Genomic DNA, 23,913 nt, shown 5'->3' with positions numbered 1-23,913 from the left:
CGCCGCCGCTCGCATTCGCGAGGGGGGCGTGCCCAACCGGATCATAGAACGAGGTATGCGATGAACGTCATGACCAAACCCGCATTCAGGCAGGAGTCCATGCGCATCGCCGGCCGGCGGGTCTCGACCGACGAAGTGATCGAAGTCTTCAACCCCTATACGAACGAAGTGGTCGGCACCGTGCCCGCGGGCCGTCCCGAACACGTGCAGGAAGCGTTCGCCAAAGCGCACGCCGCGCGCCCGCACCTCACGCGCTTCGAGCGTCAGCGCATCCTCCAGACCACCGCCGAAGCGCTGCGCGACCGCAAGGAGGACTTCGCACGCCTCATCACCGCGGAGTCGGGTCTGTGCTGGAAAGATTCGCTCTACGAAGCAAGCCGCGCCTACGATGTCTGGTCGTTCGCCGCGCAACTGACGATCAAGGACGACGGCGAAGTCTACTCGTGCGACATCAGCCCGAACGGGAAGAACCGCAAGATCTTCACGACGCGTCTGCCGCTGCTCGGCGTGATTTCCGCCATCACGCCGTTCAACCATCCGCTGAACATGGTGAGCCACAAGCTCGCGCCGGCCATCGCGACCAACAACCGGGTGGTGCTCAAGCCCACCGAACTCACGCCGCTCACCGCGCTCGCCCTCGCCGACGTGCTCTACGAAGCGGGCCTGCCGCCCGAGATGCTGAGCGTCGTCACCGGCAATCCGCGCACGATGGGCGACAGCATGATCACGGACCCGCACTGCGACCTGGTCACGTTCACCGGTTCGGTACGCGTGGGCAAGTACATCGCCCAGCACGCGGGCTACCGCCGCACCGTGCTGGAACTGGGCGGCAACGACCCGCTCATCGTCATGGAAGACGCCGACCTCGACCGCGCCGCGCTGCTCGCGGTGACGGGCGCGACCAAGAATTCCGGCCAGCGCTGCACGGCGGTCAAGCGCATTCTCGTGGTGGAAAGCGTGGCGGATGCCTTCGTCGAGCGTGTGCTCGTGCACGCGAAGAAGCTCAAGTGCGGCGATCCGCTGGACCCGAGCGTCGACGTGGGCACGGTCATCAACGAAGCGGCCGCGCAACTGTTCGAGCGCCGCGTGGCCGACGCCGAAGCGCACGGCGCACGCGTGCTCTACGGCGCCCCCCGCCAGGGCGCGCTGTTCGCCCCCACCGTCGTCGATCACGTGCCCTACGACTGCGAACTCGTGCGCGAGGAGACTTTCGGGCCGGTCATCCCGATCATTCGCGTTCCCAACCAGATCGAAGACATCATCCGCATCTCGAACTCGACCGCCTACGGTCTCTCCTCGGGCGTCTGCACGAACCGGCTCGACTACACGACGAAGTTCGTCAACGAACTGGAGGTCGGCACCGTGAACGTCTGGGAAGTGCCGGGTTACCGCACCGAGATGTCGCCGTTCGGCGGCATCAAGGACTCCGGCAACGGCTACAAGGAAGGCATGGTCGAGGCGATGAAGAGCTACACCAACGTCAGGACCTGGTCCATGCCTTGGGAATAAAGGCAGCAACCGGCAGGATTGCGACGCAAGCCGCCAGCGCGCGGCCCTACGAGGTTTTTTTCAGCATCCGAACTCAAGGAAGGTTGAATATGAAAACTCAACTGATCGCCGCGGTGACCTGTGCCTTCGCCTTCGCAGCGGGCTCCGTGCATGCACAATCCGGCGTCGTGACCATCTACAGCGCAGACGGTCTTCACGACGGCACGCCCAGCTGGTTCGGCAACCAGTTCGAAGCCTTCACGAAGGCAACCGGCATCAAGGTCCAATATATCGAGGCCGGTTCGAGCGGCGTGGTGGATCGCCTCGGCAAGGAGAAGTCGAATATACAGGCCGACGTGCTCGTGACGTTGCCGCCGTTCATGCAGAAGGCCGCGGCCGACGGCCTGCTGCAGCCCTACACCCCGGCCGGCGCCGACAAGATCGCCGCGCGCGACAAGGACGCCAAGGGGCTGTATGTCGCCATGGTCGACAACTACCCCACGTTCATCTACAACTCCGCGGTGCTCAAGAGCGCGCCCAAGGCCTACACGGACCTGCTCGCGCCGCAGTTCAAGCAGAAGGTGCAGTACTCGACGCCGGGCCAGGCCGGTGACGGCACCGCGCTGATGCTGCAGACCTTCCACGCGTTCGATGGCAAGGACGGCGGCTTCGCGTATCTGCGCAAGCTCCAGGTGAACAACCTGGGACCGTCCGCTTCCACGGGCAAGCTCACGGCGCTCGTCAACAAGGGCGAACTCTACGTCGCCAACGGCGATCTGCAGATGAACCTCTCGCAGATGCGCGACAACCCGAACATTTCGGTCTTCTTCCCCGCCGGCCCGAGCGGGCGCCGCGCCACGTTCTCGCTGCCCTACTACATCGGCCTCGTCGCCGGCGCGCCGCATACGGACAACGGCAAGAAGCTGATCGACTTCCTCCTGAGCGCCGAGGCCCAGCAGGACGTGAGCAAGTCCGCCTATGGCATGCCCGTGCGCACCGACGTGCATCCCACGGACGCCAACTTCAAGACGCTCAGCGCGATGCTGCAGGGCGTCGAAATCTGGGAGCCCGACTGGAACCAGGTCATGCATGACCTGAAGTCCGACGTGGCAACTTACAACCAGGCGATCTCGAGCAACTAATGGCCAATACCTTCACCATGGAACGCGGGCCTGCGCCGCAGGCCCCCGCGGTGCCGGCGGCGGTCGCGCACGGCGCCAGCGGAATCGGCTTCGAGAATGTCTCGGTGACGTACGGCGGCCAGACCATTCTCGACTCACTCACGCTCACCGTGAAGCCCGGCGAGATCGTCGCGCTCATCGGCCCCTCGGGCTCCGGCAAGACGACCGCGCTGCGGGCCGTCGCGGGTTTCGTGCAGCCGAGCGCAGGACGCATCGTGATCGGCGAGCGCGACGTGACGCGTCTGCCGCCGTATGCACGCAACATCGGCATGGTCGTGCAGAACTACGCGCTCTTTCCGCACATGCGTGTGGAAGACAACGTCGCCTTTGGCCTGCGTGCACGCGGCACCGATGCGGACACGATCCGCACGCGGGTGCCCGAGTGCCTCGGCCTCGTCGGCATGTCGAAATATGCGAAGCGCTATCCGCGCGAACTCTCCGGCGGCCAGCAGCAGCGCGTGGCGATCGCGCGCGCGCTCGCGATCCAGCCTCAGGTGCTGCTGCTCGACGAGCCGCTCTCCGCGCTCGACGCGCAGATCCGGCGCTCGATGCTCGACGAGCTGGCGAAGCTGCATCGCAGCCTGCCCACGCTGACCGTGCTCTATGTGACGCACGATCAGACCGAAGCGCTCACGCTCGCTAACCATATCGGCATCATGCGCGACGGCAAGCTGGTGGCCCACGGCGAAACCCAGGGGCTCTACCGGCATCCGCCGAACCGATTTGCGGCGGAGTTCCTCGGGCGTGCGAACGTGTTGCCGGCGCTGCAGCTGGAGCCCACGGCCGACGGCTTCGCACGGGTACGCTGCGGGGACTTCTCGATCGTCGGGCGCAATCATCACGGCCTGCCCGCCGCCAGCGCGTGTTACGTGTGTGTGCGGCCACACGATCTGCACTTCAGGCCGCGCACGGAAGCGTCCAATCGCGTGACGGGCGTCGTGCAGAGCGTGCAGTGGCTCGGCGAATTGCACAGCGTCGTACTCGATGTCGGTGGCGAAGCGCTGCGCCTCACGCGTGCGCCGCTCGAAAGCCCGCCGGAGCCCGGCACTGCGATGTCCGTTCATTTCGACGCCGCGGACGTCACGCTCGTACCGGAGGTCGAAGGCCATGGCTGATCTCGTCATTGCGCCGCCCGTGCCGGCCGGCCGCGCCCCGGCCAGCTGGCGCGGCCTCTGGATCGCGCCGCCGCTCGTGGTGCTGGCGGCGATCTTCTTCTACCCGTTCGGCCTCATCGCGCTGCAGGCGCTGGGCGGCGGGGCCGACTCCAGCACTCACACGCTCACGCTCGCGAACTTCGCGGCCGTGCTGCATTCGCGACAGTTCCTGAGCGGCCTCTATCACACGATCGCCATTGCGGTCAGCGCGTCGGCGGGCTGCCTCGTGCTGGGCTTCGTGTTCTCGCTCGTGATCGCGTTCGTGCCGTTTCCCGGCGCACGCTTCGTCGGTCGTCTGATCGATACCTTCATCGCACTGCCGACCTTCCTCGTCGCGCTCGCCTTCACGTTCGTGTACGGCTCGGCGGGTCTGTTGAACCAGTCGCTGATGACGTTCTTCCACCTGAACCTGCCGCCCGTCGACTTCCTGTACACACAGTGGGGCGTCGTACTCTCCGAGGTGACGGTCTATACGCCGTTCATCATGCGCCCGCTGCTCGCCTGCTTCTCGCAGATCGACAACGCGCAGATCGAAGTGGCGAGCAGTCTCGGCGCGAAGCCGCTGCGCATCATCCGGCAGATCATCCTGCCCGCCGCGCTGCCCGCGCTGCTCGCTGGCGGCAGCCTCTGCCTGCTGCTGACCGTCAACGAGTTCGGCATCGTGCTGTTCATCGGCGCGAAAGATGTGATCACCCTGCCGCTGCTCATCTACGGCAAGGCGATTCAGGAGTTCGACTACACCACGGCCTGCGTGATCGCCGTCATCAACATCGCGCTGTCGCTCGGGCTCTACGCCTGCTACCGGACAGTCGTGTCACTTTGCGGAGGTCGCCGTGCTGCTCTGGGCTAAATGGGCGAAGGTATCGACCTGGAGCGCGACGGCGCTGTTGTTCGCCGCGATCTATGGATTGCCGGTCGCGATGATCGCGCTCGCCAGCGTGAGCGGACAGTGGAACGGCATCCTGCCGAGCCACCTGACGCTCGCGCACTACGCGCGGGTGTTCCACACGGATTCGGCCGACCAGTTGCGCGTGAGCGTGCTCACCGGGGCGCTCGCCAGCGCGGCGGCACTCGTGAGCGGCACATGGGCCGCACTCGCGTTGCGCGGCATGAAGGGCATGCCGAAGCGTGTGCTCGATGTCGTCTTCTTCGTGCCGAGCGCGGTGCCGTCGGTCTCCATCGGGCTCGGGCTGCTCGTCGCGTTCAGCCAGCCGCCCGTCCTGCTCAACGGCACCGCGTCGATCGTGTTTCTCGCCCATTTCCTGCTGATTTCGGCGTTCACGTACGGCAATGTGTCCGCAGGGCTCTCGCGGCTCGCGCCGGAGTATGGCGAGGTCGCCGAAAGCCTCGGCGCGCGGCCGTTCTACCAGTTGACCCGCGTGACCCTGCCGCTCATCGCGCCGTATCTGCTGGCGTCGTTCAGCCTCAGCTTCGCGTTGTCGATGGGCGAGCTGGGCGCGACCCTGATGATCTACCCGCCCGGCTGGGTCACGCTGCCCGTCGGCATCTTCGCGTTGTCCGACCGTGGTGCGATCTTCGACGCGTCGACCCTCACGATGGTGCTGGGCGGCGGCACGCTCCTCGTGCTGCTCGCGCTCTCGCGCGTCTCGACCAAAGCGGCGGTGCGCTGATGAGCCCATCGCGCCTCGCATCGACGAACCCGCGCGGCGAGCACATGGACCGCGCGGTCGCCCAGTCGGAGAGCGACACGGACCTCACCGTCCGCCGCCGCGCGCGGCAGCGCGAAGCGCTCGACGCGCTGGCGATACTCGAGGAGGCGATCGAGGCAGGCGTGCAGGCGATGTAGGCGAAAACAACACAAAGGAGGCGCCGGATGATCCTGATCGTGCTTCATCTCGCGGGCGGTGTCGCCCTGCTCACGTGGGGCCTGCACATGGTCGAGTCCGGGCTCATGCGCGCGTTCGGGGCTGCGCTACGGCGCTTCATGGCGCGCAGCCTCGGCAACCGCTTCAACGCATTCTGTGCAGGACTCGCGATCACCGGCGCGCTGCAGAGCAGTACGGCAACCGGCATGATCGCGTCGTCCTTCGCGGCGCGCGGCCTGATGGGAGCGGTGACGGGACTCGCCGTGATGCTCGGCGCGAACGTGGGCTCGACGCTGATCGTGCAGGCGTTCTCGCTCGATCTCAGCTGGATCTCGCCCGCGTGCCTGTTGATCGGCATGGCCTTGTTCGAAAGGGGCAAGGGCTCGCGCAGCCGCGATATCGGCCGGGCATCGATCGGGCTCGGACTCATGCTGCTTGCGCTCACGCTGCTCGTCTCGACGGTGCAGCCCGCGGAAACCGCGCCCGCGCTGCGTACGGTGCTCGGCGCGCTGTCCGGCGAACCCGTGCTCAACGCCGCGCTGGCGTGCGTACTCACGTGGGCCGCGCATTCGAGCATTCCGGTCGTGTTGTTCGTGATGTCGCTCGCGAAGCTGCATACCGTGCCTCTGGACATCGCGATCGCGATGGTGCTCGGCGCGAACGTCGGGAGCGCGCTCAATCCGTACTTCGAGGCAGCGAAGGGGGACGATCTCAGCCGCCGCAGGCTGCCCGCCGGCAACCTGCTGCTGCGCGGCGGCGTATGCGTGCTGCTGCTCGCCGTCTGCTCGCCGCTCGCGCGCCTGCTCGACACGCTGCCCGGCGACGCCAGCCGCACGATCGCCGATTTCCACACCGGCCTGAACGTCGCCATCGCCGTCGTGTTCATCGGACTGCTCGATCCGGTGGCGCGTCTGCTGGAGCGCATGATGCCCTCGCCCGCTGCGGGCGACGACGCGGGTTCGCCGCGCTACCTCGACGAAAGCGCCCTGCAGTCTCCGCCGCTGGCGCTGGCGTGCGCGGCGCGCGAAGTGATCAGAATGAGCGAGATCGTCGAGGCGATGCTGCGCGAGAGCGTGCCGGTGCTGCTTGCCAATGACCGCCGCGCGGTGAGCGACATCGCGAGCCGCGACGACACCGTGGACGCGCTCCACGACGCGATCAAGCGATACGTCACCGAACTGACCCGCGAGCCGCTCAGCGAAGAGGACCGGCGCTGGGCGTCGGACATCATGACCGCCGTGATCAATCTCGAGCATATCGGCGACATCATCGACAGAAATCTGCTCGAGATCGCGCAGAAGAAGATCAAGATGCAACTGAGCTTTTCGGCCGAGGGCACCGAAGAATTGCGCATGCTGCACGACTCGGTAATCGACAGCTTTCGCCGCGCCCAGGCCCTGCTCGTGTCGGGGCGCACACAAACCGCGGCGCAGCTCATCGCCGACAAACAGGCTCTGAGGCGACTCGAACGTTTGACGCGCGAACGCCACCTCGAACGGCTGCGCGAAGGTCAGCCGGACAGCGTGGCCTCGAGTTCGCTGCATCTCGACGTGCTGCGCGATCTCGTGCGCATCCAGTCGCATATTTGCGCGCTCGCCTATCCCCTGCTGGAACGCGATAAAGCGAACGAAGCGGCGGCGCAGGTTTGAGCGTGCGCCGCTCGCCTGGCGGTTGCTATACCGGCGCAATCGCCGGTTGTGGTTGGTGATTCCGTGCCATCCACTCGCTGAAGAGCTTTACCTTTGGCTGATGCGCCACGCACTCGGGATAGACAAAGTAATAGCGCGCGCCCGTTTCGATCACCGTGTCGAACGGCATGACGAGCCGCTTCGCCACGAGGTCGTCATCGACCAGCGTGCGGTCGCCGATCGCGATGCCGAAGCCTTGCATGGCCGCGTTCGTCGCCAGATCGAGTGTTTCGAAACTCGGTCCCATGTTCGCGTCCACCTGGGTCGCGCCAACCTGATCGAGCCACCGCCTCCAGTCACGATGGTCCCGCGTCGGGTGCAGCAGCGTGAATTGCGAGAGATCGTCGAACTGGGCGAGCGGCTTGCTGTTCAGCAGTTCCGGCGCGCATACCGGCGTAATCTGCTCGTCGAACAGCGGCACCGCGTGAACATCGGCCCCGGGGGACGAACCGTAGATGATCGCGGCATCGAATGGCTCGGCCTGGAAGTCGACGTCGTGCTGCCAGGTTGCGGTGATCTGCACCAGCAAGTCGGGGTGCTCGCCCTGGAACCGCATGATTCGCGGCAACATCCAGCGCATGATGCAGGTCGGCACCTTCATGGCGAGATCGGTGCGTTGCCGCGTCAAGCGCGCCGACGTCTCCTCGATGCGCGCGAGGCCCTCCTTCACGACGGGCAGCAGCATCTCGCCTTCGGTCGTCAGGGTGAGCCCCTTCTTTCCCCTGATGAAAAGCGGAAACTTGTAGTAGTCCTCCAGCGAGAGGATCTGCCGGCTCACCGCGCCCTGCGTGAGACACAGGTGTTCTGCAGCACAGGTGAAGCTGCGGTGGCGGGCCACCACTTCGAATACCTGCAGTGCGTTGAGGGGAGGAAGGCGTCGCATGGGATTCGCGTTTCCGGTTTGACGGAAGCGGCCTAGTGAAGGATCTTTGAAAGGAAGTCCTTCGCGCGGCTGGACTTCGGCTGCGCAAAGAACGCCTCCTTGAGATCGTCTTCGACGATACCCCCCTGATCCATGAAGATCACGCGATTCGCCACCTTCTTCGCGAAGCCCATCTCGTGCGTGACGCACATCATCGTCATGCCTTCCTGAGCGAGTTCGACCATCACGTCGAGCACTTCGTTGATCATCTCCGGGTCGAGGGCCGAGGTTGGCTCGTCGAACAGCATCGCGATCGGGTCCATCGACAACGCGCGGGCGATCGCGACACGCTGCTGCTGACCGCCGGAGAGCTGGCCGGGAAACTTGTCCGCATGTGCGCGCAAGCCGACGCGATGCAGCAGCCCCAGGGCCTTTTGCGCGGCCTCGTCCTTGTGCCGGCCAAGCACCTTCACCTGTGCGAGCGTGAGGTTTTCGGTAATCGACATATGCGGGAAGAGTTCGAAGTGTTGAAAGACCATGCCCACTTTCGCGCGCAGCTTCGACAGGTTGGTCTGCCTGTCCCGAACCGACTCGCCGTTGACTCTGATCTCGCCGTTCTGAAACGGCTCGAGGCCATTGACCGTCTTGATGAGCGTCGATTTTCCCGAGCCCGACGGGCCGCACACCACGACGACTTCGCCTTTTTTCACTTCCGTCGTGCAGTCAGTGAGCACCTGGAACTGACCGTACCACTTCGATACGTTGTTAATAGTAATCATGTGGAAACCTGCTTCTGAAGAGCGTTGAAGTTCATGCGTTCAGCGGTGCCGGGCATGCTGGTGGCGGCCTTCGAGCACACGTGCATACCACGTGAGCGGAAAGCACATCGCGAAGTACAGCAGTGCGACCATTGCGTAGATCGGGAACGGACGAAACACGGCGTTCGTGATCATGGTTCCGGTCTTGGTCAGCTCGGTCAGGCCGATGATCGACGTGAGCGCCGTACTCTTCACCACCTGCACGAGAAAGCCGACCGTGGGCGGCACGGCGATCTTCCATGCCTGCGGCCAGACGACGTAACGCAGCTGCTGAGGCCATGTCATGCCGAGGCTGGCCGCGGCGCTCCACTGCCCTCGTGGCACGGCTTCCACGCACCCGCGCCAGATGTCGGCCAGGTAGGCGCTCGTGTAGAGCGTGAGCGTCACCGTTGCGGCGAGCCACGGCGACACTTCGATTCCCACGAGTGGCAGCCCGAAGAACGCGAGAAAGAGCTGCATCAGCAGTGGCGTGCCTTGAAACAGCTCGACGTACAGCACGGCGATGCGGCGCAGCCAGGCCAACGGCGACACGCGCATCGCGAGCAGCACGAGGCCCGCGATGCCGCCTCCAACGAACGCGCAAAACGAGAGCAGGACGGTCCAGCGCGCGGCCAGCAGCAGATTGCGCGCGATATCCCAGAGAGTGAACTCGACCATTACGAACGCTCCTTCGAAAGGCCGGATGCCGCCATGCGGGCGCGACCGGAAAACCACGCGCGCAGGGTTGTGCGCGAGGCGCCGGCGCCGCGCGCCGTGCGTCCGGCGAAGAGGCCCTTGCCGAGCCGGTTGATGAGCAGCCGCAACACGATCGACAGCAGAAGGTAGATCACCGTGACGATCACGTAGCTCTCGAACGAGCGGAAATTGCGCGACTGGATGAAGTTGGCTGCGTAGGTCAGGTCGGGCACGGAAATCTGCGAAACGACGGCCGAGCCGAGCATCACGATCAGCACCTGGCCCAGCAACGCCGGGAAGACGTTCGCGAGCGCCTGAGGCAGCACCACGTGGCGGAAAACCTGCCGCCCCTGCAAGCCGAGCGCCATCGCCGCCTGGCGCTGGCCGCGAGGGATCGAGTCGATGCCGGCGCGCACGATCTCGGTCGCGTAGGCCCCCAGATTCACGGTCATTGCCAGTACCGCCGCCTGCATCTCGTTGATCTGCACGCCCAGACCCGGCAGCCCAAAGAACACGAAGAACAGCTGCACGAGAAAAGGCGTATTGCGGATCAGCTCGACGTAGGAGGCCACCAGCGCGCGCACCCACCTCGGGCCCGCAACGGCAAGGCTCGCGCCGGCAATCCCGAGCAGGCCGCCCAGCACGGTCGAGACCGCCGTCAGACCGAGCGTCACTTCCACGCCGCGCGCGAGCATGCCCGCATAAAGACCGAAGTCACTAAAGTCGAATGTGTAAGTCATCGCTGCGCCGTCTGTCGTTCAGGTAAGCGGGAGCCGGAGCGCATCAAAGACTGGCCGGCAGCGGTGCACGCAGCCACTTGAGCGAGATGGCGTTCATCGAGCCGTCCTTCTTTGCAGCCGCGATGGCGTCGTCGACTTTCTGCTTCAGGCGCGGCTCGTTCTTGTTCAGGCCCACGTGATCTGGCGAGCTGAACAACGAAAACTTCTGCTCCGGATCATTGGCGGGATGACGGGCCATGATCGTCGCGCCAACGTCATTGCCAACCACGAGCAGTTGGGCCTGACCGGACAGGAAAGCGGAAATCGCGCCGTTCGGGTCGTCAAAGCGCTTGATGACCGCGGAGGGCGGCGCCACCTTGGACACACTCAGATCTTCGAGTGTGCCGCGCGCAACGGCGACCGTCTTGCCGGCCAGATCGCCCGCATTCTTCACCGGCAACGATTTCGGACCGAATACCGCGAGATAGTACGGCGCATACGGCTGCGAGAAGTCGATGACCTTCGCGCGCTCGGGCGTCTGGCCAACCGAGAGCAGCATGTCCGCCTTGTGATCCGCCAGATAGGCCATGCGGTTGTCGCCCGTCACCTGCACGAGTTCGACCTTCGCGTTCAGGGCTCGGCCGATCAGATTGGCCACGTCGATGTCGTAGCCCTGCGGCTTCATGTCGGGTCCGATCGATCCAAACGGCGGATAGTCCTCGAAAACGCCGACACGCACGACGCCCGATTTCGCAATCGTGTCGAGCGCATCCGCATGCGCGAGCGGTGCGAACGCGCCGAGGCCAGCCATGCCGGCAAGCGCGAAGGCTGCGATGGTGCGAGCCACCAGGCGCTGCATGGGGTTCGTGGTGACGTGAGTGGTGTTCATGACGATGTCTCCTTCCAGCTGCTTCTTTGGGGGTAAAAGATTTCAACGCGGCTTTTCAGTGCGCGGTGTGCGCCGGAATCAGCCTGCACGCGTGGGCCGGCATCTCGGCCAGCACCGGCCGCCCCACCTCGAGGTCAGGCGTCTCGCGGGGCGTGGTGGCGGCGGTGAGCGTGAAGCCGTCGCAATCGATCGTCGCTTCGATCTGCGCGCCCACGTCGCGAACGAACGTCACCTTGCCGGCAACGACGTTCGGGCCGGGTTCCGCCGTCATGGGCCGCACACACACGTCTTCCGGGCGAATCAGCAGGCGGATGTCGCCCGAGCGCTCCGGCGCGCGCATCGCGGCATTGACGGCGATCCGCTGGCCGCCCGGTAGCGCGATGCCGGCGTCGGCTTCGAGCGTCACGGGCAGGATGTTGCCGAGGCCGATGAAGTCCGCCACGAATTCATTCACGGGATCGCGGTAAATGTCGAGCGGCCTGCCGACCTGGGCGATGCGCCCTTTCTGCATCACGACGATCTCGTCGGCCATCGTCATCGCTTCGCGCTGGTCATGCGTGACCATGATCGTCGTGATGCCAAGCCGCTGTTGCAGCAGGCGAATCTCGACCTGCATCGCTTCACGCAGCTTCGCGTCGAGTGCCGAGAGCGGCTCGTCGAGCAGCAGCAGTTTCGGCGACGAGGCAATCGCACGCGCAATCGCCACGCGCTGGCGCTGCCCCCCGGAAAGCTGCGTAACGGGCCGGTTCGCCATGTGCGGAAGCTGGATCAGTTCGAGCAGTTCGGCCACGCGCTTCGCTTGTACGCTCTTGTCGACGCCGCGCAGACGCAGCGGATAGGCGACATTGGCGGCGACGGTCATATGAGGGAACAGCGCGAGCGACTGAAACACCATGCCGAAGTCGCGCCGGTTGGCCGGCACCTGCGTGAGGTCACGCCCCGCGAACATCACCGATCCGGACGTCGGCGTCTCCAGGCCCGCGATGATACGCAGCAGGGTTGTCTTGCCGCAGCCGGACGGCCCGAGAAAACACACCAGCTTGCCGTCCGGAACGTTGAGATCGACGTGGTCGACCGCGAACGCGTTGTGAAAGCGCTTGGTGATGGCCTGCAAAGACAGATGAGTCATGAGAGTTCCTTTGTGCCCGGGGGCCGCGTGAGAGGCGGCGATCAGAGCGCCACGCCTGCGTCGCCGACGAGCTTTTCGAGCAGCCAGATCAAGGCGAAGTCGATCAGCACGATGAAGACCGCGAACGAAAACACGGTTGGGTCGAGCGACGAAACGGTGCGGCTGTAGAGCCAGACCGGCAGCGTCATCGTGTTGATGCCGTAGAGGAAGAACGTCACCGTGAACTCGTTAAACGAAATGATGAACGCGAACAGCATGCCGGCGAGAATGCCGGGGCGCATGAGTGGCAGCACGACGTCGACGAGCGCACGCCGCGGGCTCGCGCCCATCACGCAGGCGGCTTCCTCGAACTCCGGTCCGATCGACGCAACCGATGCCGCGCAGTTCTTCACCGTGAACGGCAGCGCCAGGATCACGTGCGCAATGACGAGCCGCCCCACGCCCAACTCTACCGGCAGGACATTGAAAACGAGCAGCAGCGAAAGCCCCAGCATCACGAGCGGATAGACGAGCGGCAACGCGACCAGTTGCTCGATCACCGCCTTGCCGCGAAAGCGGTAGCGCGAGAGTGCGTAGGCAGCGGGCACCGAGACGGCGGTGGCGATGAACATCGTCGAGACAGCGACGATGAGGCTCGTCGTGAGCGCGGTGCCCATGGACAGCACGTCGCTCGCATCGGGCGACACGAAGGTGTGCCATGCGGCCCGATACCAGTGCAGGCCGAAGCTCTGTGGCGGAAATTCGAGTGTGTCCGAATTGCCGAACGACATCGTGATCATCGTCAGGATCGGCAGCGCGGCAAGAAAGAGCACGATCGTCGCGCACCATTCGGTCACGCGGCTGAGGCGGCCGGGCATCGTCAGGGGGGTACGCAAGGCATTCATGAGCGGGACTCCGGGTGACGTTGCAGGTTGCGCACCAGCCGTTGCGAGATGGCCATCACCGCAAGCGTCGCGGCCATCAGAACGACACCCGAGGCAGACGCGGCCGGCCAGTTCAGCAACGGCGCGACCTGATCGTGCACGAGCACGGCGAGCATCGGCACGCGGCGTCCGCCCAGCAGCAATGGCACCGCGAACGCGCTCGCGTTATAGGCGAACACGAGCAACGCGCCCGAGACGATGCCGGGCATCGCCAGCGGCAGCATCACGTGGCGCAGCGTCTGCCAGCGGCTTGCGCCGAGGGTGGCCGCCGCCTCTTCGTACGAGCGCGACACCGCGCGCATCGCGCTCGAGATGGGCAGCACGGCGAGCGGAAAGGCCGTTTGAATCAGTCCGAGCAGCACGCCGTTCTCGCGATACAGCCACAACACCGGACGCCCGATCAGGCCGGTGGCCATGAGCACGTGATTGACGAGGCCCGCAGGCCCCAGCATCACGAGCCACCCGTAGCCCTGCAGCAGCAGGTTGACCAGCAGCGGCAGCAGCACGCCGGCCAGCAGGAGGCGCCGTGCGGTGCGCGACTGCGTGCGCGCCATCGCGAGTGCCACGGGAATCGCCAGCACGACGGCCACGATCATGCTCTGGAAGGCCAGCCGCAAGGTCAGCCAGAGCGAGCGCAGGAAGTAGGCGTCCCCGAGGTCGACGTAATTCTGCAGTGTGAAGGCATGCCACTCGTTGCCTGGCACACCAAAGCTCATGCGCAGCACGGCGAGCGCCGCCGCGATCAGCACGGCGAGAAACGCGAGGATCGGTGCAAGCAGCAGCAACGGCGGCACACGCGGCAGCGCCGTTGCGGTGGCGGGCTGGGCCGTCGATTCGCCGGCCTGCGCCGGCGTGCCCGCGCGATGTGAAGAGAGGGCTGACATGGCGCTCACGCGGAAAAGATCTCGGTAAAGCGCTTGATCCACGCAGGCTGCAACGCGGCGAGCGCCTTGTCGTCGTGAAGCACGGCCTTCTCGGCGATCTGCTGCGGCGACGGCACGAAGGCGCGGCTTTCGGCGGGAATGACCGCGCGCGAGTTCACCGGACCGTTGAGCACGTCGGCGGCCATGCGGCCCTGCACGCCGGCATCGAGCGAATGATTGATGAAGGCGTGAATAAGGTCGATATCGCCGGGATGCGACTTCGGAATCACCGTAAACATCAGCTGGGTTGCGAAGCCCTCTTTCATGCCGTAAGTCACGGCCATCTTGTACTCGGGCTTGCGGATCTGCTCCGGAAAGAATGCCGGTGCATAGATGCCGCCGATGTCGAGCGAGCCGGTGCGGAACAGATCGGCGACCTGGTTCGGGTTTTCGCCGAGCGTCAGCACGCGGTCCTTCAACTGGGCGAGCTTCTTGAAGCCCGGATCGATATTCTGCTGCGAGCCGCCCGCCATCTTCGCGGCGATGATCGCGAGGTCGACCGCCTCCGCCCACTCGGGCGGCGGCAGGAACAGGCGTCCCGCATACTTCGGATCCCAAAGGGCTTCGTAGGTCGAGGGCGCGGTCCTCACGGTGGACGTGTTGTAGATGAGACCGTCCGACCACAGCAGGTAGCCGATGCCGAATCCGTTGGCGCCCATGCGGTATTGCGGCGCGACGTCTTTGAGGTTCGGCAGCTTGTTCAGATCCGGCTTCGTCAGCAGGCCCGCATCGGCGAGACCGGAGGCGCCGACCCCGGCAAGCGTGATCACGTCGTAGGTCGGCCGGTCGCCGGCCGCCTTGAGTTTCGCGACCATGCCGGAGGTGCCATCGGCGCGGTCGGCGATGACCTGCGCGCCGGTCTTCTGGCTGAACGTGGCAGCGATGTTGCGCAAAGCCGCTGCGCCGGTGTCGTCGGACCAGGTGAGCAGCCGCAGGGTCTTGCCCGCATAGCTCTTTTCCTGTGCCCTGGCAGTACTGATGAATGGCATGGGCAAGGCCGATGCCGCCAGAGCCGTGCCGATTGCCTGAATGGCCTGCCTTCTCCCCAGCTTGATCCCCTGCATGGTCATCTCCTGATTGAACCGTATGGGCGCTGCCCAATGCGCGCTGCCATTACCAAAAATCACGCGAACGTGCTGCGTGAATGGACTCTACGTGCGTCAAAAACCCGCAACAAACGAAATCTCTGCATGCGCGCCATGACAAAAGCTCATGCACCGCGAATGTTTTCCGGAGCCGCGCCGGCCCCGGCAGGCATGAGCACCTGCTTGATTTCCTGAAATGCGGCGAGCCCGAACGGACCCAGCTCGCGCCCGATGCTGCTGCGCTTGTAGCCGCCCCATGAGGTCTGAGGAAAGATGACCTGCGGCGCGTTGATCCAGACGACACCCGCTTCCAGTTCGGCCGCCACTCGCCTGCCCCGCCCGGCGTCACGCGTGACGACCGTGGCGACCAGGCCGAACTCGGTATCGTTGGCCGCGCCGATGGCCTCGTCCTCGGTATCGAAGCTGCGCAGACACAGCACGGGGCCGAAGATCTCCTCGCGCCACAGCGGGCTTTCGGCCGGGATATCGACGAACAGGGTCGGTTTCACGAAGTAGCCGGGACCAACTGGCGCCTCGCCTTCGATCACGAGACGCGCGCCGTCGGCCTTGCCGCGCGCGATGTAGCGCTGCACGCGTTCGTACTGCGCGCGGTTGGTGAGTGGCCCCATATGGACGCCGGGCTGGAAAGGATCGCCGACGACTGTGCGCGTTGCGCGGTCGGCAAGCCGCGCGGCGAGTGCGTCCGCTATCGGTCGCTCAACCAGTACGCGCGAAGTGGCCGAGCACATCTGGCCGCCATTGAAGAACGCGCCGCCCGCAACGAGGTCGGTGGCGAGATCGAGGTCCGCATCGGCGAACACGATGATGGAGGACTTTCCACCCAGTTCCAGACTCACGCCCTTGATCGTATCCGCAGCGGTTTTCATGACCTGCGCCCCAACCGCAGTGCTGCCGGTAAAGGAAACCTTCGCGACGAGCGGGTGTGCCGCCAACGGCGCCCCGACCTCGGTGCCCGTGCCCGTCACGACGTTGACCACGCCTCTCGGCACGCCGGCGTCGGCGATGATCGCCGCAAGCTCCAGTTCGGGAAGCGGCGTGATTTCGGATGGCTTGAGAATGACCGAGCAGCCGGCCGCAAGCGCAGGCGCGAGCTTCCACGCCGTGGTGACCATCGGGAAATTCCATGGCACGATCAGCGCAACCACGCCTGCCGGTTCGCGCCGGACGCTCGCCTGATAGTCGTCGCTGGGAATCGCGACCCCGGATTCGCCGATTGCGTCGAGTTGTTCGGCGAGGCCCGCGTAGTACTCGAACGTGGCAATCACGTCGCTCACGTCGATTCGCGCTTCCTCCAGTGGTTTGCCGTTGTTGAGCGACTGCAGCGCCGCCAGATGCTCGCGCCGGTCGCTCACGCCGCTCGCGATCGCACGCAGCAAGGTTGCACGCCGCGCGCCGGTTGTCTTCTTCCAGGTGCGGAAGGCCCGTGCGGCGGCACGCACCGCGCAATCGACATCGGCGGCATTGCCGGCCTCGACGTGGACAATCGTTTCTTCGGTCGATGGGTTGACGACCGGCAGACGCTGCCCGCCCTCGCCCGCGCACCAGAAGCCGTCGATGTAGAGCTGCGTACGCAGCTCGAACCCTTCATGCTGTTTCATGCCGGCACCCGCGCAAACCAGTCGGCCTCGTTCACTTCGATCACGGTCGGGATGTCGCGCGATACGGCCTGCTGCAACTCGGCGGCAAGCGTATCGGGCGTATCCACGCGAGCGGCCACGCAGCCGAAACCGCGCGCCAGCGCGAGAAAATCCGGCGTGTGGATATCGACGCCGACCGGCACGATGTCGCGCGCCGTCATGTAGCGGCGTATCTCGCCGTAGCCGAAGTTGTTCCACAGGAGCACCACCACGGGCACCCGGGCTTCCACGGCGCTGGCGAGTTCCGGCAGCGTGAACTGCAGCCCGCCGTCCCCGATCAGGCAAACCACGGGGCGATCGGGCGCGGCGAGCTTCGCGCCAATCGCTGCGGGAAGCCCATAGCCCAGCGTGCCGTAGCCAGTCGACGAGTTGAACCATGAACGCGGCTGCGGTGCGTCGTGCACGAAGTTGCCCGCATACACAGGGCTGGTCGAGTCGCCCGCAATGATGACGTGCGGCAACGCGGCCGTGATCGTGTCGACAAGGCGCTTCTGCGAGCGTGTCGGCGCGTCGTAGCCGTCCTCCACGGCCTGCCGCGCGAGTGCAACCCGCTGCGCGCCCCAGTCGCGCTGACGCGCCGACATGATGCCTTCATGCAGCCGCGTCGACAGGCTGCCAAGCGCTTGCCGCGAGTCGGCGGCGATGGCCACGTCGGGACTGAAGTTGCGCATCAGTTGCTGCGCGTCGATGTCGATGCGGATCAGCCGGCCCTCGATCGCAAAGCCGCCGTCGAACACCACGTCGTAATCGGTTTCGCCCAACTCGGTGCCGACCGCGAGCACGACGTCCGCTTCGCGGACCAGCGCCCGCGTTGGCGGCAGCGATTGCGTCGAGCCGAGCAGCAGCGGATGCGCGGGCGGCAGCAGGCCCTTGGCATTGATCGTCAGCGCAACCGGCGCCTGCAGGCGTTCAGCGAGTTCCTGCAGTTCGGCCGCGGCGTGCAGCGCGCCACCGCCTGCGAGAATCAGCGGACGTCGCGCCGTGGCAAGCAGGTCTACCGCCGCAGCGAGGGCCGCCGGGCACCCCGCCGGCCTCGCCGGCCGTGCGGCCGGCAGCAGGTTCATGCCGCGAGCGGGCGCGACGATCACGTCCAGCGGAATCTCGATGTGCACCGGACGCGGCCGCGCGCCGCCGAAAACGGCGAATGCGCGGGCCAGCACGTGGGGCAGTTCCGCAGCATCGAGCAGCGTGTGCGAGAACGCAGTGAGCCCGGAAAACACGTCGCGCTGCGACGGCAGTTCGTGCAGGCGTCCGTCTCCGTTGCCCAGTTCGCGGCGTGCATTCACGCTCGATATCACCAGCATCGGAATGGAGTCGGCATACGCCTGCGCCATCGCGGTCGCGATGTTCGTCATGCCCGGCCCCGTGATGATGAAGCACACGCCCGGTTTTCCGGTCACGCGTGCATAGCCGTCCGCCATGAACCCCGCGCCCTGCTCATGGCGCGGCGTGACGTGGCGAATGGACGAAGCGGCGAGACCCCGATAAAGCTCGACCGTATGCACGCCCGGAATGCCGAACACGTACTGGACGGCGTATCCTTCGAGCAGGGTGACGAGCGCCTCGCCGCAAGTCAGGCCCGTCGTATGGGGCCACTGAATTGGCCGCGCGCCGGCTTCCTCGAAGCTGGCGGTGAATTCCGGATAGTTCATGGATGGTCGCGTTCCTGGTTGGTACCGCCCGATGCCGATGCCGGCCCGGCTGGCCTATGCACATGCATCTGCGTCGTTGTCCAAACCATTCTCGGCGGCGCCGCGCGGCGCGGACAATCGATATGTTTTCATGAGGTGCATGAGCTTCTTGCATGACCTGAGGAAAACTCGCCTATGCACGGCGAGGTGCGAGGGTTTACGCCGATCCATGACGGGAGGACATGCGTCGCATGAAATTATTTCGATTGTTCGCGTCCCGCCCTCGCGCAGAAAATGCATTCAGCGAATGCTTTTGTGTCTAACCGAACGCAACTGGAGCGAATCATGGACATGGAATATTTCCAGCCCCTGGGCGGCAACGCGATGCCGCGCTGCGGCGGGATCGCGACGATGATGCGACTGCCCAACGTGGAGAATGCCGAAGGGCTCGATGCATGCTTCGTCGGCGTGCCGTTCGATCTGGGCACATCGAATCGCACCGGCGCGCGCTATGGGCCGCGCCAGATTCGCACCGAATCGGTGTTGCTGCGCCCGTACAACATGGCGACACGCGCCGCGCCGTTCGATTCGCTGCGCGTCGCGGATATCGGCGATGTCGCGATCAATCCGTACAACCTCCCCGATTCGATCGCACGGATCGAGACGGCCTACGACGCCATCCTGAGCCACGGCGCAACGCCGATCACGCTAGGCGGCGACCATACGATCACGCTGCCGATCCTGCGTGCCATTCATCGCAGGCACGGCAAGGTCGGCCTGATCCACGTCGACGCGCACGCGGATGTCAACGACACGATGATGGGCGAGAAGATTGCGCACGGCACGCCGTTTCGCCGCGCAGTGGAGGAAGGGCTGCTCGACTGCCAGCGTGTGGTGCAGATCGGTCTGCGCGGCACCGGCTACGCCGCCGAAGACTTCGACTGGTGCCGCGAACAGGGTTTTCGCGTGGTGCAGGCCGAGGAGTGCTGGAACCACTCGCTCGAACCGCTGATGGCAGAGGTGCGCGAGCACGTTGGCGGAGGGCCGGTGTATCTGAGTTTCGATATCGACGGCATCGACCCGGCGTACGCGCCCGGTACCGGCACGCCGGAGATCGCTGGATTGACGGTCCCGCAAGCCCTCGAAATCATTCGTGGCGCGTGGGGGCTCGACCTGGTGGGCGCCGATGTGGTCGAAGTCGCGCCGCCGTACGATCCGTTCGGCACCACCGCCCTGCTTGCCGCCAATCTGGCTTACGAGGCGCTGTGCGTGCTGCCGGGTGTGAAGCGCCGCGCGTGAGTCGGGATATCGCCAGGTTTGGCGGCGACCCCGCTCTGCTCCGTCAGCCTTTAGATATTGGACTACCGTGCGACGCGATCGGTGCGCGCCAGGTGATCCTCCAGCCTGCGCAGGCCCATTGTCAGCGCCAATGTCATCAGCCAGTATGCTGCTGCAATCGCCAGGTAAGGCTCCCAGTAGCGGCCGTAGGCGCCGGCCACTGTGCGTGCAGCGTAGGCCATCTCACCGAGACCGATTGCCGAGATCAACGACGTGTCCTTGAGCAGCGATATCACGTTGTTGCCCAGTGGGGGCAGCATGCGCCGGAAGGCCTGGGGGATCACGACGTAACGCATCATCTGTCCGTGCGTCATGCCCAGCGACTGGCCCGCCTGCCTCTGGCCGATCGCAATCGACTGGATGCCCGCGCGAAACACCTCGGAGATATAGGCGCTTGAATTCAGCGTCAGCGCCGCCACGCCGGAGATCAGCGCCCCGTGATTCTGTTTCAAGGCACGAGCCAGATCGCCGCTGATCAAGAGCCCGTGCACCGGATGGATGAACACCGGCATCACCGCGAAATGCATCAGCAAGATCTGCACGAACAACGGCGTGCCGCGAAAGAAACTCACATAAGCCGTAGACGGCCAGCGCAGCACATACTTGCACATCGTCCGCCATGGCTGATGCCTCGCGTCGGCAAGCCGCGCCAGCGCCAGCAAGAGGCCCAGCGCGCAGCCCATCAGCACGCAGGCCACCGTCGTGCCAACGGTGACCAGCGCCCCCTCCCAGAACAGTTGCCTGTACTCCACCAGGATGTCCGGGCGGAACCAGCCGAACCACATGACCGGATTGCTGTCTTCCATGCTCAACTTTCGATAAAAGGCTGAAGCGCGGGCGGGCCCGGCGCGCGCCGGTGCATCACGCCATTATTGCGGCTTGAAGTCCTGGTTGAACCACTTCCTGTAGATCACGTTGTAGCTGCCATCTGCGCGGATCGCAGCCAAGCCGGCGTTGATCTTGTCCAGCACGGCCTTGTCGCCCTTTCGGACGACGATGCCGTAGTATTCCTTGGGGAAATTTGCGTCTTCCACGGTCTTGAGACCAGGCGTGTGCGATACGCGGTACGCAATGACACCGTTGTCGCCAATTGCCGCGTCTACGCCACCTGAAGCGAGTTCGGAAATGATGAGCGGCGTGCTCTCGAAACGGCGGATATTCGGGTTGGTCTTGCCCACCTCGCGGCTCATGACATCGTCCGCCGTGGAACCGCTCACCACGGAGACCTTCTTGCCATCGAGGTCCTTCAGCGATTTCACCGGACTGTTCTTCGGCACCGCGATCAACTGGCGCGCATCGAAATACGGCGCCGAGAAGTCAAAACTCTGCTTACGCTTATCGTTGATCGTGACGCCGGAAATGACCAGGTCCACGTCGCCATTGTTGAGCGACGCGAAGATGCTCGTGAACGGCGTGTTCACAATCCGCAGTTTCATATGCTGCTGCCTGGCGATCGCGTCGATGATGTCGATATCAAAGCCTACGATCTGCTTGTCCTTGTTTTCAAACGCGAACGGTGTATAGGTGGCGCTCGATGCCACAACCAGTTCGCGGTCTTCCGCGTGTGCGGCGACGGACCAGATAGCACAGGCGGCCACCGAGGCGGCAAGGGTGAGGAGGATTTTTTTCACAGCGTCGTCGCCCCGAGACAAGAAAAGTTGGAAAAGTATATAGCAATCCACTAAAAAGCCTATCAGCCAAAATTCGTCTACATCCCGCTTCGATCGCGCGGCGTATTGCAACCGTAACGCGTCACTCAAGCTGGCCTGGTGGACATGGATGGACCGCCGCGCGTCATTAGCATTCGACAATCCATTCGTAGTGCCACGCAGATCTGCGTTTCTATAATGGCCCGGCGTGCCAACTGATCCTTTCACCCCCGGAGCCATCTTTATGATTCGACGCACCCTGCCCATTCTCGCCGCGCTCGCACTCGTGCTGTCGTTTGCCAGCGGCCCCGCCTTCTCCGCCGGCGCGCCGACGCCGCTCAAGGTGGGAGTGGCCGGCGGCGTAGACGAGCAGATCTGGGAAGTCGTCACGCAGGTTGCGAAGAAGGACGGGCTGGACGTGGAGGCCATCGTCATCAGCGGCACCGCAAGCCCGAATGAGGCGCTGAACAACGGCGATCTGAACGCCAATTCCTTTCAGCACATTCCGTATCTGCGCGATCAGGTCAAGTCGCGTGGCTACAAGATCGTGGCGGCTGGCGACACGTATATTTCGCCCATCGGCTTCTACTCGAAGAAGTACAAGTCGCTCGAGGCGCTTCCTGTCGGCGCAACGGTCAGCATTCCTGCCGACCCGAGCAACCAGACCCGGGCTCTCGTGATCCTGCGCGATCACAAACTCATCACGTTGCGCGACGGCTTCGATCCCTACACCGGCACCGCTTCGCTACAGGACGTGCGCTCCAACCCACGCAAACTGAATTTCGTCGAGGCCGACCCGCTCGTCCAGGCGCGCTCGCTGCCCGATGTCGATGCCGCGGCCATCGTCAACAACGTGGCGTCCGAAGCGGGACTGTACGCCACGCGCGACGGCATCGCGGTCGAGCACAAGGAGCACAACCCGTACGTGAACATCATCGCGGTGCGCGAGCAGGACCGCAACGCGCCGTGGGTGCCGAAGCTCGTCAAGGCGTATCAGTCAGCGGAAGTCAGGCACTTTATCCAGACACACTTCAATGGGTCCGTGATTCCCGCATTCTGATAGTTCGCATGCCTGCGCATGTTTCCATCGAGGTGAAAGGCTATGTCGCCAACCCTGGCTGACCGCTACGTGCAGGCTCTGCTGCAAACCCTGCTAATGGTGGGGGCATCCATGCTGATCGCGATCGTCGCTGGCATGCTGCTCGCGATCGTGCTCACGGTGAGCGCACCGGGCGGGCTGTATCCGCGACCGCTACTGCACAAGACGCTCTCGACCGCCGTCAACATGTTCCGCGCGATCCCCTTCATCATTCTGCTGGTCGCGCTGCTGCCCGTCACGCGCTTCATCGTCGGTACGACGCTGGGCGCGTGGGCCGCCGTCGTGCCGTTGAGCGCGAACCTGATTCCGTTCTTTGCGCGCATCGTCCAGGTCAATCTCGGCGGTGTCGAGCCAGGGCTCATCGAGGCCGCGCGCGCGATGGGCTGCAAACGCTCCCAGATCGTCCACCACGTGCTGTTGCCCGAAGCGCTGCCCGGCATTCTCGGCGGCGTCACGGTAACCGCAATCGCGATGATCGACATGTCGGCGATGGCTGGCGCGGTCGGAGGCGGCGGCCTTGGCGACATGGCGATTCGCTATGGCTACGAACGCTACGAAACCCAGGTGATGATCGTCGTGATCTTCATACTGGTCGCGCTCGTATCGGTGATTCAGCTGGTCGGCGAACATTTCGCGCGCCGCGTCGATCGCAAGCGCTGATGACACCCAGCCGCACTGGGAAATCCGTCGAATCACCGATGGTGATACTTCGAATCCACCTCGTTGATCGCCGCGACGTTCCCCGCGCTACGCCCGTTTTCGTCGAACGTGTTGTCCAGAAACGCGTCGGCAATGGCCTTGGCCACCTCCGGCCCGATCACACGCGAACCCATTGTGATGATCTGCGCATTGTTAGAGAGCGCCGCGCGTTCCGCCGAATAGGTGTCGTGGCACAGCGCGGCGCGAATGCCCGGCACCTTGTTCGCCGAAATGCTGACACCGATGCCGGTGCCGCACACGAGAATCGCGCGGTCATATGCGCCGCTGATCACGCCCGACGCCACGCGGTCCGAGAGATTGGCGTAAAACTCGTTCGGATTCGCTTCGTTGCTCGACACTTCGAAAACGTCGAAACGATCTTTCAGATAGTCGGCCAGCACCCGGGCCAATCCGACTCCGGCACTGTCGCCTCCAATGGCCACTTTCATGACGAACTCCTTGAGAATAAGGGTTGGCAA

24 protein-coding genes are annotated in these 23,913 nt (G+C 64.7%); 10 read left to right on the top strand and 14 right to left on the bottom strand.

Translation table 11 applies throughout. From position 1 onward, the window contains the following. Nucleotides 1-60 precede the first annotated feature (60 nt). From phnY to AB4Y44_RS14920, 7 genes are all read left to right on the top strand, one after another. Nucleotides 61-1,509: a phosphonoacetaldehyde dehydrogenase gene (phnY, locus tag AB4Y44_RS14950; RefSeq protein ID WP_368700047.1), complete on the top strand. Its 1,449-nt coding sequence runs from the start codon at nt 61-63 to the stop codon at nt 1,507-1,509. Nucleotides 1,510-1,598: 89 nt separating this feature from the next. Then, nucleotides 1,599-2,630, top strand: coding sequence for a 2-aminoethylphosphonate ABC transporter substrate-binding protein (locus AB4Y44_RS14945; RefSeq protein WP_342922373.1), 1,032 nt, complete (start codon nt 1,599-1,601; stop codon nt 2,628-2,630). Further along, a complete protein-coding gene (locus AB4Y44_RS14940; RefSeq protein WP_342922374.1) occupies nt 2,630-3,784 on the top strand; it encodes an ABC transporter ATP-binding protein in 1,155 nt (384 codons plus the stop codon). The genes AB4Y44_RS14945 and AB4Y44_RS14940 overlap by 1 nt, the downstream gene beginning before the upstream one ends. Beyond that, a complete protein-coding gene (locus AB4Y44_RS14935) occupies nt 3,777-4,673 on the top strand; it encodes a 2-aminoethylphosphonate ABC transporter permease subunit (protein WP_368700046.1) in 897 nt (298 codons plus the stop codon). Before AB4Y44_RS14940 ends, AB4Y44_RS14935 begins: the two co-directional genes overlap by 8 nt. Beyond that, nucleotides 4,657-5,454 (top strand): ABC transporter permease subunit, encoded by a 798-nt coding sequence (locus AB4Y44_RS14930; protein ID WP_133184943.1) that lies wholly within the window; start codon nt 4,657-4,659, stop codon nt 5,452-5,454. The genes AB4Y44_RS14935 and AB4Y44_RS14930 overlap by 17 nt, the downstream gene beginning before the upstream one ends. Next, nucleotides 5,454-5,630: a hypothetical protein gene (locus AB4Y44_RS14925; RefSeq protein WP_368700045.1), complete on the top strand. Its 177-nt coding sequence runs from the start codon at nt 5,454-5,456 to the stop codon at nt 5,628-5,630. Before AB4Y44_RS14930 ends, AB4Y44_RS14925 begins: the two co-directional genes overlap by 1 nt. A 27-nt stretch (nt 5,631-5,657) precedes the next feature. Then, nucleotides 5,658-7,298 (top strand): Na/Pi cotransporter family protein, encoded by a 1,641-nt coding sequence (locus tag AB4Y44_RS14920; protein ID WP_368700044.1) that lies wholly within the window; start codon nt 5,658-5,660, stop codon nt 7,296-7,298. A gap of 25 nt (nt 7,299-7,323) precedes the next feature. On the opposite strand, the gene AB4Y44_RS14915 is transcribed toward AB4Y44_RS14920, so the two are convergent. The 11 genes from AB4Y44_RS14915 to AB4Y44_RS14865 all read right to left on the bottom strand — a co-directional run bounded on the left by AB4Y44_RS14915 (nt 7,324) and on the right by AB4Y44_RS14865 (nt 18,670). Then, a complete protein-coding gene (locus tag AB4Y44_RS14915) occupies nt 7,324-8,220 on the bottom strand; it encodes a LysR substrate-binding domain-containing protein (RefSeq protein WP_368700043.1) in 897 nt (298 codons plus the stop codon). A gap of 32 nt (nt 8,221-8,252) precedes the next feature. Next, entirely contained in the window at nt 8,253-8,978 is a 726-nt protein-coding gene (locus AB4Y44_RS14910) for an amino acid ABC transporter ATP-binding protein (RefSeq protein ID WP_368700042.1), read from the bottom strand. Nucleotides 8,979-9,017: 39 nt separating this feature from the next. After that, nucleotides 9,018-9,674, bottom strand: a complete 657-nt coding sequence (locus AB4Y44_RS14905; protein WP_368700041.1) for an amino acid ABC transporter permease — start codon at nt 9,672-9,674, stop codon at nt 9,018-9,020. Then, nucleotides 9,674-10,432, bottom strand: coding sequence for an amino acid ABC transporter permease (locus AB4Y44_RS14900; RefSeq protein ID WP_368700040.1), 759 nt, complete (start codon nt 10,430-10,432; stop codon nt 9,674-9,676). Before AB4Y44_RS14900 ends, AB4Y44_RS14905 begins: the two co-directional genes overlap by 1 nt. Before the next feature lie 43 nt (nt 10,433-10,475). Next, on the bottom strand, nt 10,476-11,300 hold the full coding sequence (locus AB4Y44_RS14895) for a transporter substrate-binding domain-containing protein (protein ID WP_368700039.1): 825 nt from the start codon (nt 11,298-11,300) through the stop codon (nt 10,476-10,478). Between the two features lie 55 nt (nt 11,301-11,355). After that, nucleotides 11,356-12,429, bottom strand: coding sequence for an ABC transporter ATP-binding protein (locus AB4Y44_RS14890; RefSeq protein ID WP_342922384.1), 1,074 nt, complete (start codon nt 12,427-12,429; stop codon nt 11,356-11,358). A gap of 41 nt (nt 12,430-12,470) precedes the next feature. Further along, a complete protein-coding gene (locus AB4Y44_RS14885) occupies nt 12,471-13,313 on the bottom strand; it encodes an ABC transporter permease (RefSeq protein ID WP_368700038.1) in 843 nt (280 codons plus the stop codon). After that, the gene (locus tag AB4Y44_RS14880) at nt 13,310-14,236 is read right to left on the bottom strand and encodes an ABC transporter permease (protein WP_342922386.1); all 927 of its coding nucleotides are present in this window, start codon (nt 14,234-14,236) and stop codon (nt 13,310-13,312) included. Before AB4Y44_RS14880 ends, AB4Y44_RS14885 begins: the two co-directional genes overlap by 4 nt. 5 nt (nt 14,237-14,241) lie before the next feature. Beyond that, a complete protein-coding gene (locus tag AB4Y44_RS14875) occupies nt 14,242-15,339 on the bottom strand; it encodes a PotD/PotF family extracellular solute-binding protein (protein ID WP_368700037.1) in 1,098 nt (365 codons plus the stop codon). Between the two features lie 146 nt (nt 15,340-15,485). Then, the gene (locus AB4Y44_RS14870; protein WP_342922388.1) at nt 15,486-16,979 is read right to left on the bottom strand and encodes an aldehyde dehydrogenase family protein; all 1,494 of its coding nucleotides are present in this window, start codon (nt 16,977-16,979) and stop codon (nt 15,486-15,488) included. Continuing rightward, nucleotides 16,976-18,670 (bottom strand): 5-guanidino-2-oxopentanoate decarboxylase, encoded by a 1,695-nt coding sequence (locus AB4Y44_RS14865; protein WP_368700036.1) that lies wholly within the window; start codon nt 18,668-18,670, stop codon nt 16,976-16,978. The genes AB4Y44_RS14870 and AB4Y44_RS14865 overlap by 4 nt, the downstream gene beginning before the upstream one ends. Before the next feature lie 324 nt (nt 18,671-18,994). Here AB4Y44_RS14865 and speB point away from each other — a divergent pair, with 324 nt between their 5' ends. After that, on the top strand, nt 18,995-19,948 hold the full coding sequence (gene speB / locus AB4Y44_RS14860; RefSeq protein ID WP_342922390.1) for an agmatinase: 954 nt from the start codon (nt 18,995-18,997) through the stop codon (nt 19,946-19,948). A gap of 62 nt (nt 19,949-20,010) precedes the next feature. On the opposite strand, the gene AB4Y44_RS14855 is transcribed toward speB, so the two are convergent. After that, a complete protein-coding gene (locus AB4Y44_RS14855; RefSeq protein ID WP_342922391.1) occupies nt 20,011-20,793 on the bottom strand; it encodes an amino acid ABC transporter permease in 783 nt (260 codons plus the stop codon). 63 nt (nt 20,794-20,856) lie between these two features. Next, a complete protein-coding gene (locus AB4Y44_RS14850) occupies nt 20,857-21,585 on the bottom strand; it encodes a basic amino acid ABC transporter substrate-binding protein (protein ID WP_368700076.1) in 729 nt (242 codons plus the stop codon). Between the two features lie 295 nt (nt 21,586-21,880). On the opposite strand from AB4Y44_RS14850, the gene AB4Y44_RS14845 reads away from it, so the two are divergent. After that, on the top strand, nt 21,881-22,696 hold the full coding sequence (locus tag AB4Y44_RS14845; RefSeq protein WP_342922392.1) for a MetQ/NlpA family ABC transporter substrate-binding protein: 816 nt from the start codon (nt 21,881-21,883) through the stop codon (nt 22,694-22,696). Between the two features lie 42 nt (nt 22,697-22,738). Then, complete coding sequence (locus AB4Y44_RS14840; protein WP_368700035.1) at nt 22,739-23,395, top strand: methionine ABC transporter permease; 657 nt, start codon at nt 22,739-22,741, stop codon at nt 23,393-23,395. 32 nt (nt 23,396-23,427) lie between these two features. Here AB4Y44_RS14840 and AB4Y44_RS14835 read toward each other — a convergent pair whose 3' ends face one another. Beyond that, the gene (locus AB4Y44_RS14835) at nt 23,428-23,883 is read right to left on the bottom strand and encodes an RpiB/LacA/LacB family sugar-phosphate isomerase (protein WP_069267212.1); all 456 of its coding nucleotides are present in this window, start codon (nt 23,881-23,883) and stop codon (nt 23,428-23,430) included. Nucleotides 23,884-23,913: the final 30 nt, after the last annotated feature.

The organism is Paraburkholderia sp. BR10937 (assembly GCF_040965695.1).
Classification (GTDB): domain Bacteria; phylum Pseudomonadota; class Gammaproteobacteria; order Burkholderiales; family Burkholderiaceae; genus Paraburkholderia.
This window is presented reverse-complemented; position numbering and strand designations above follow the sequence as displayed.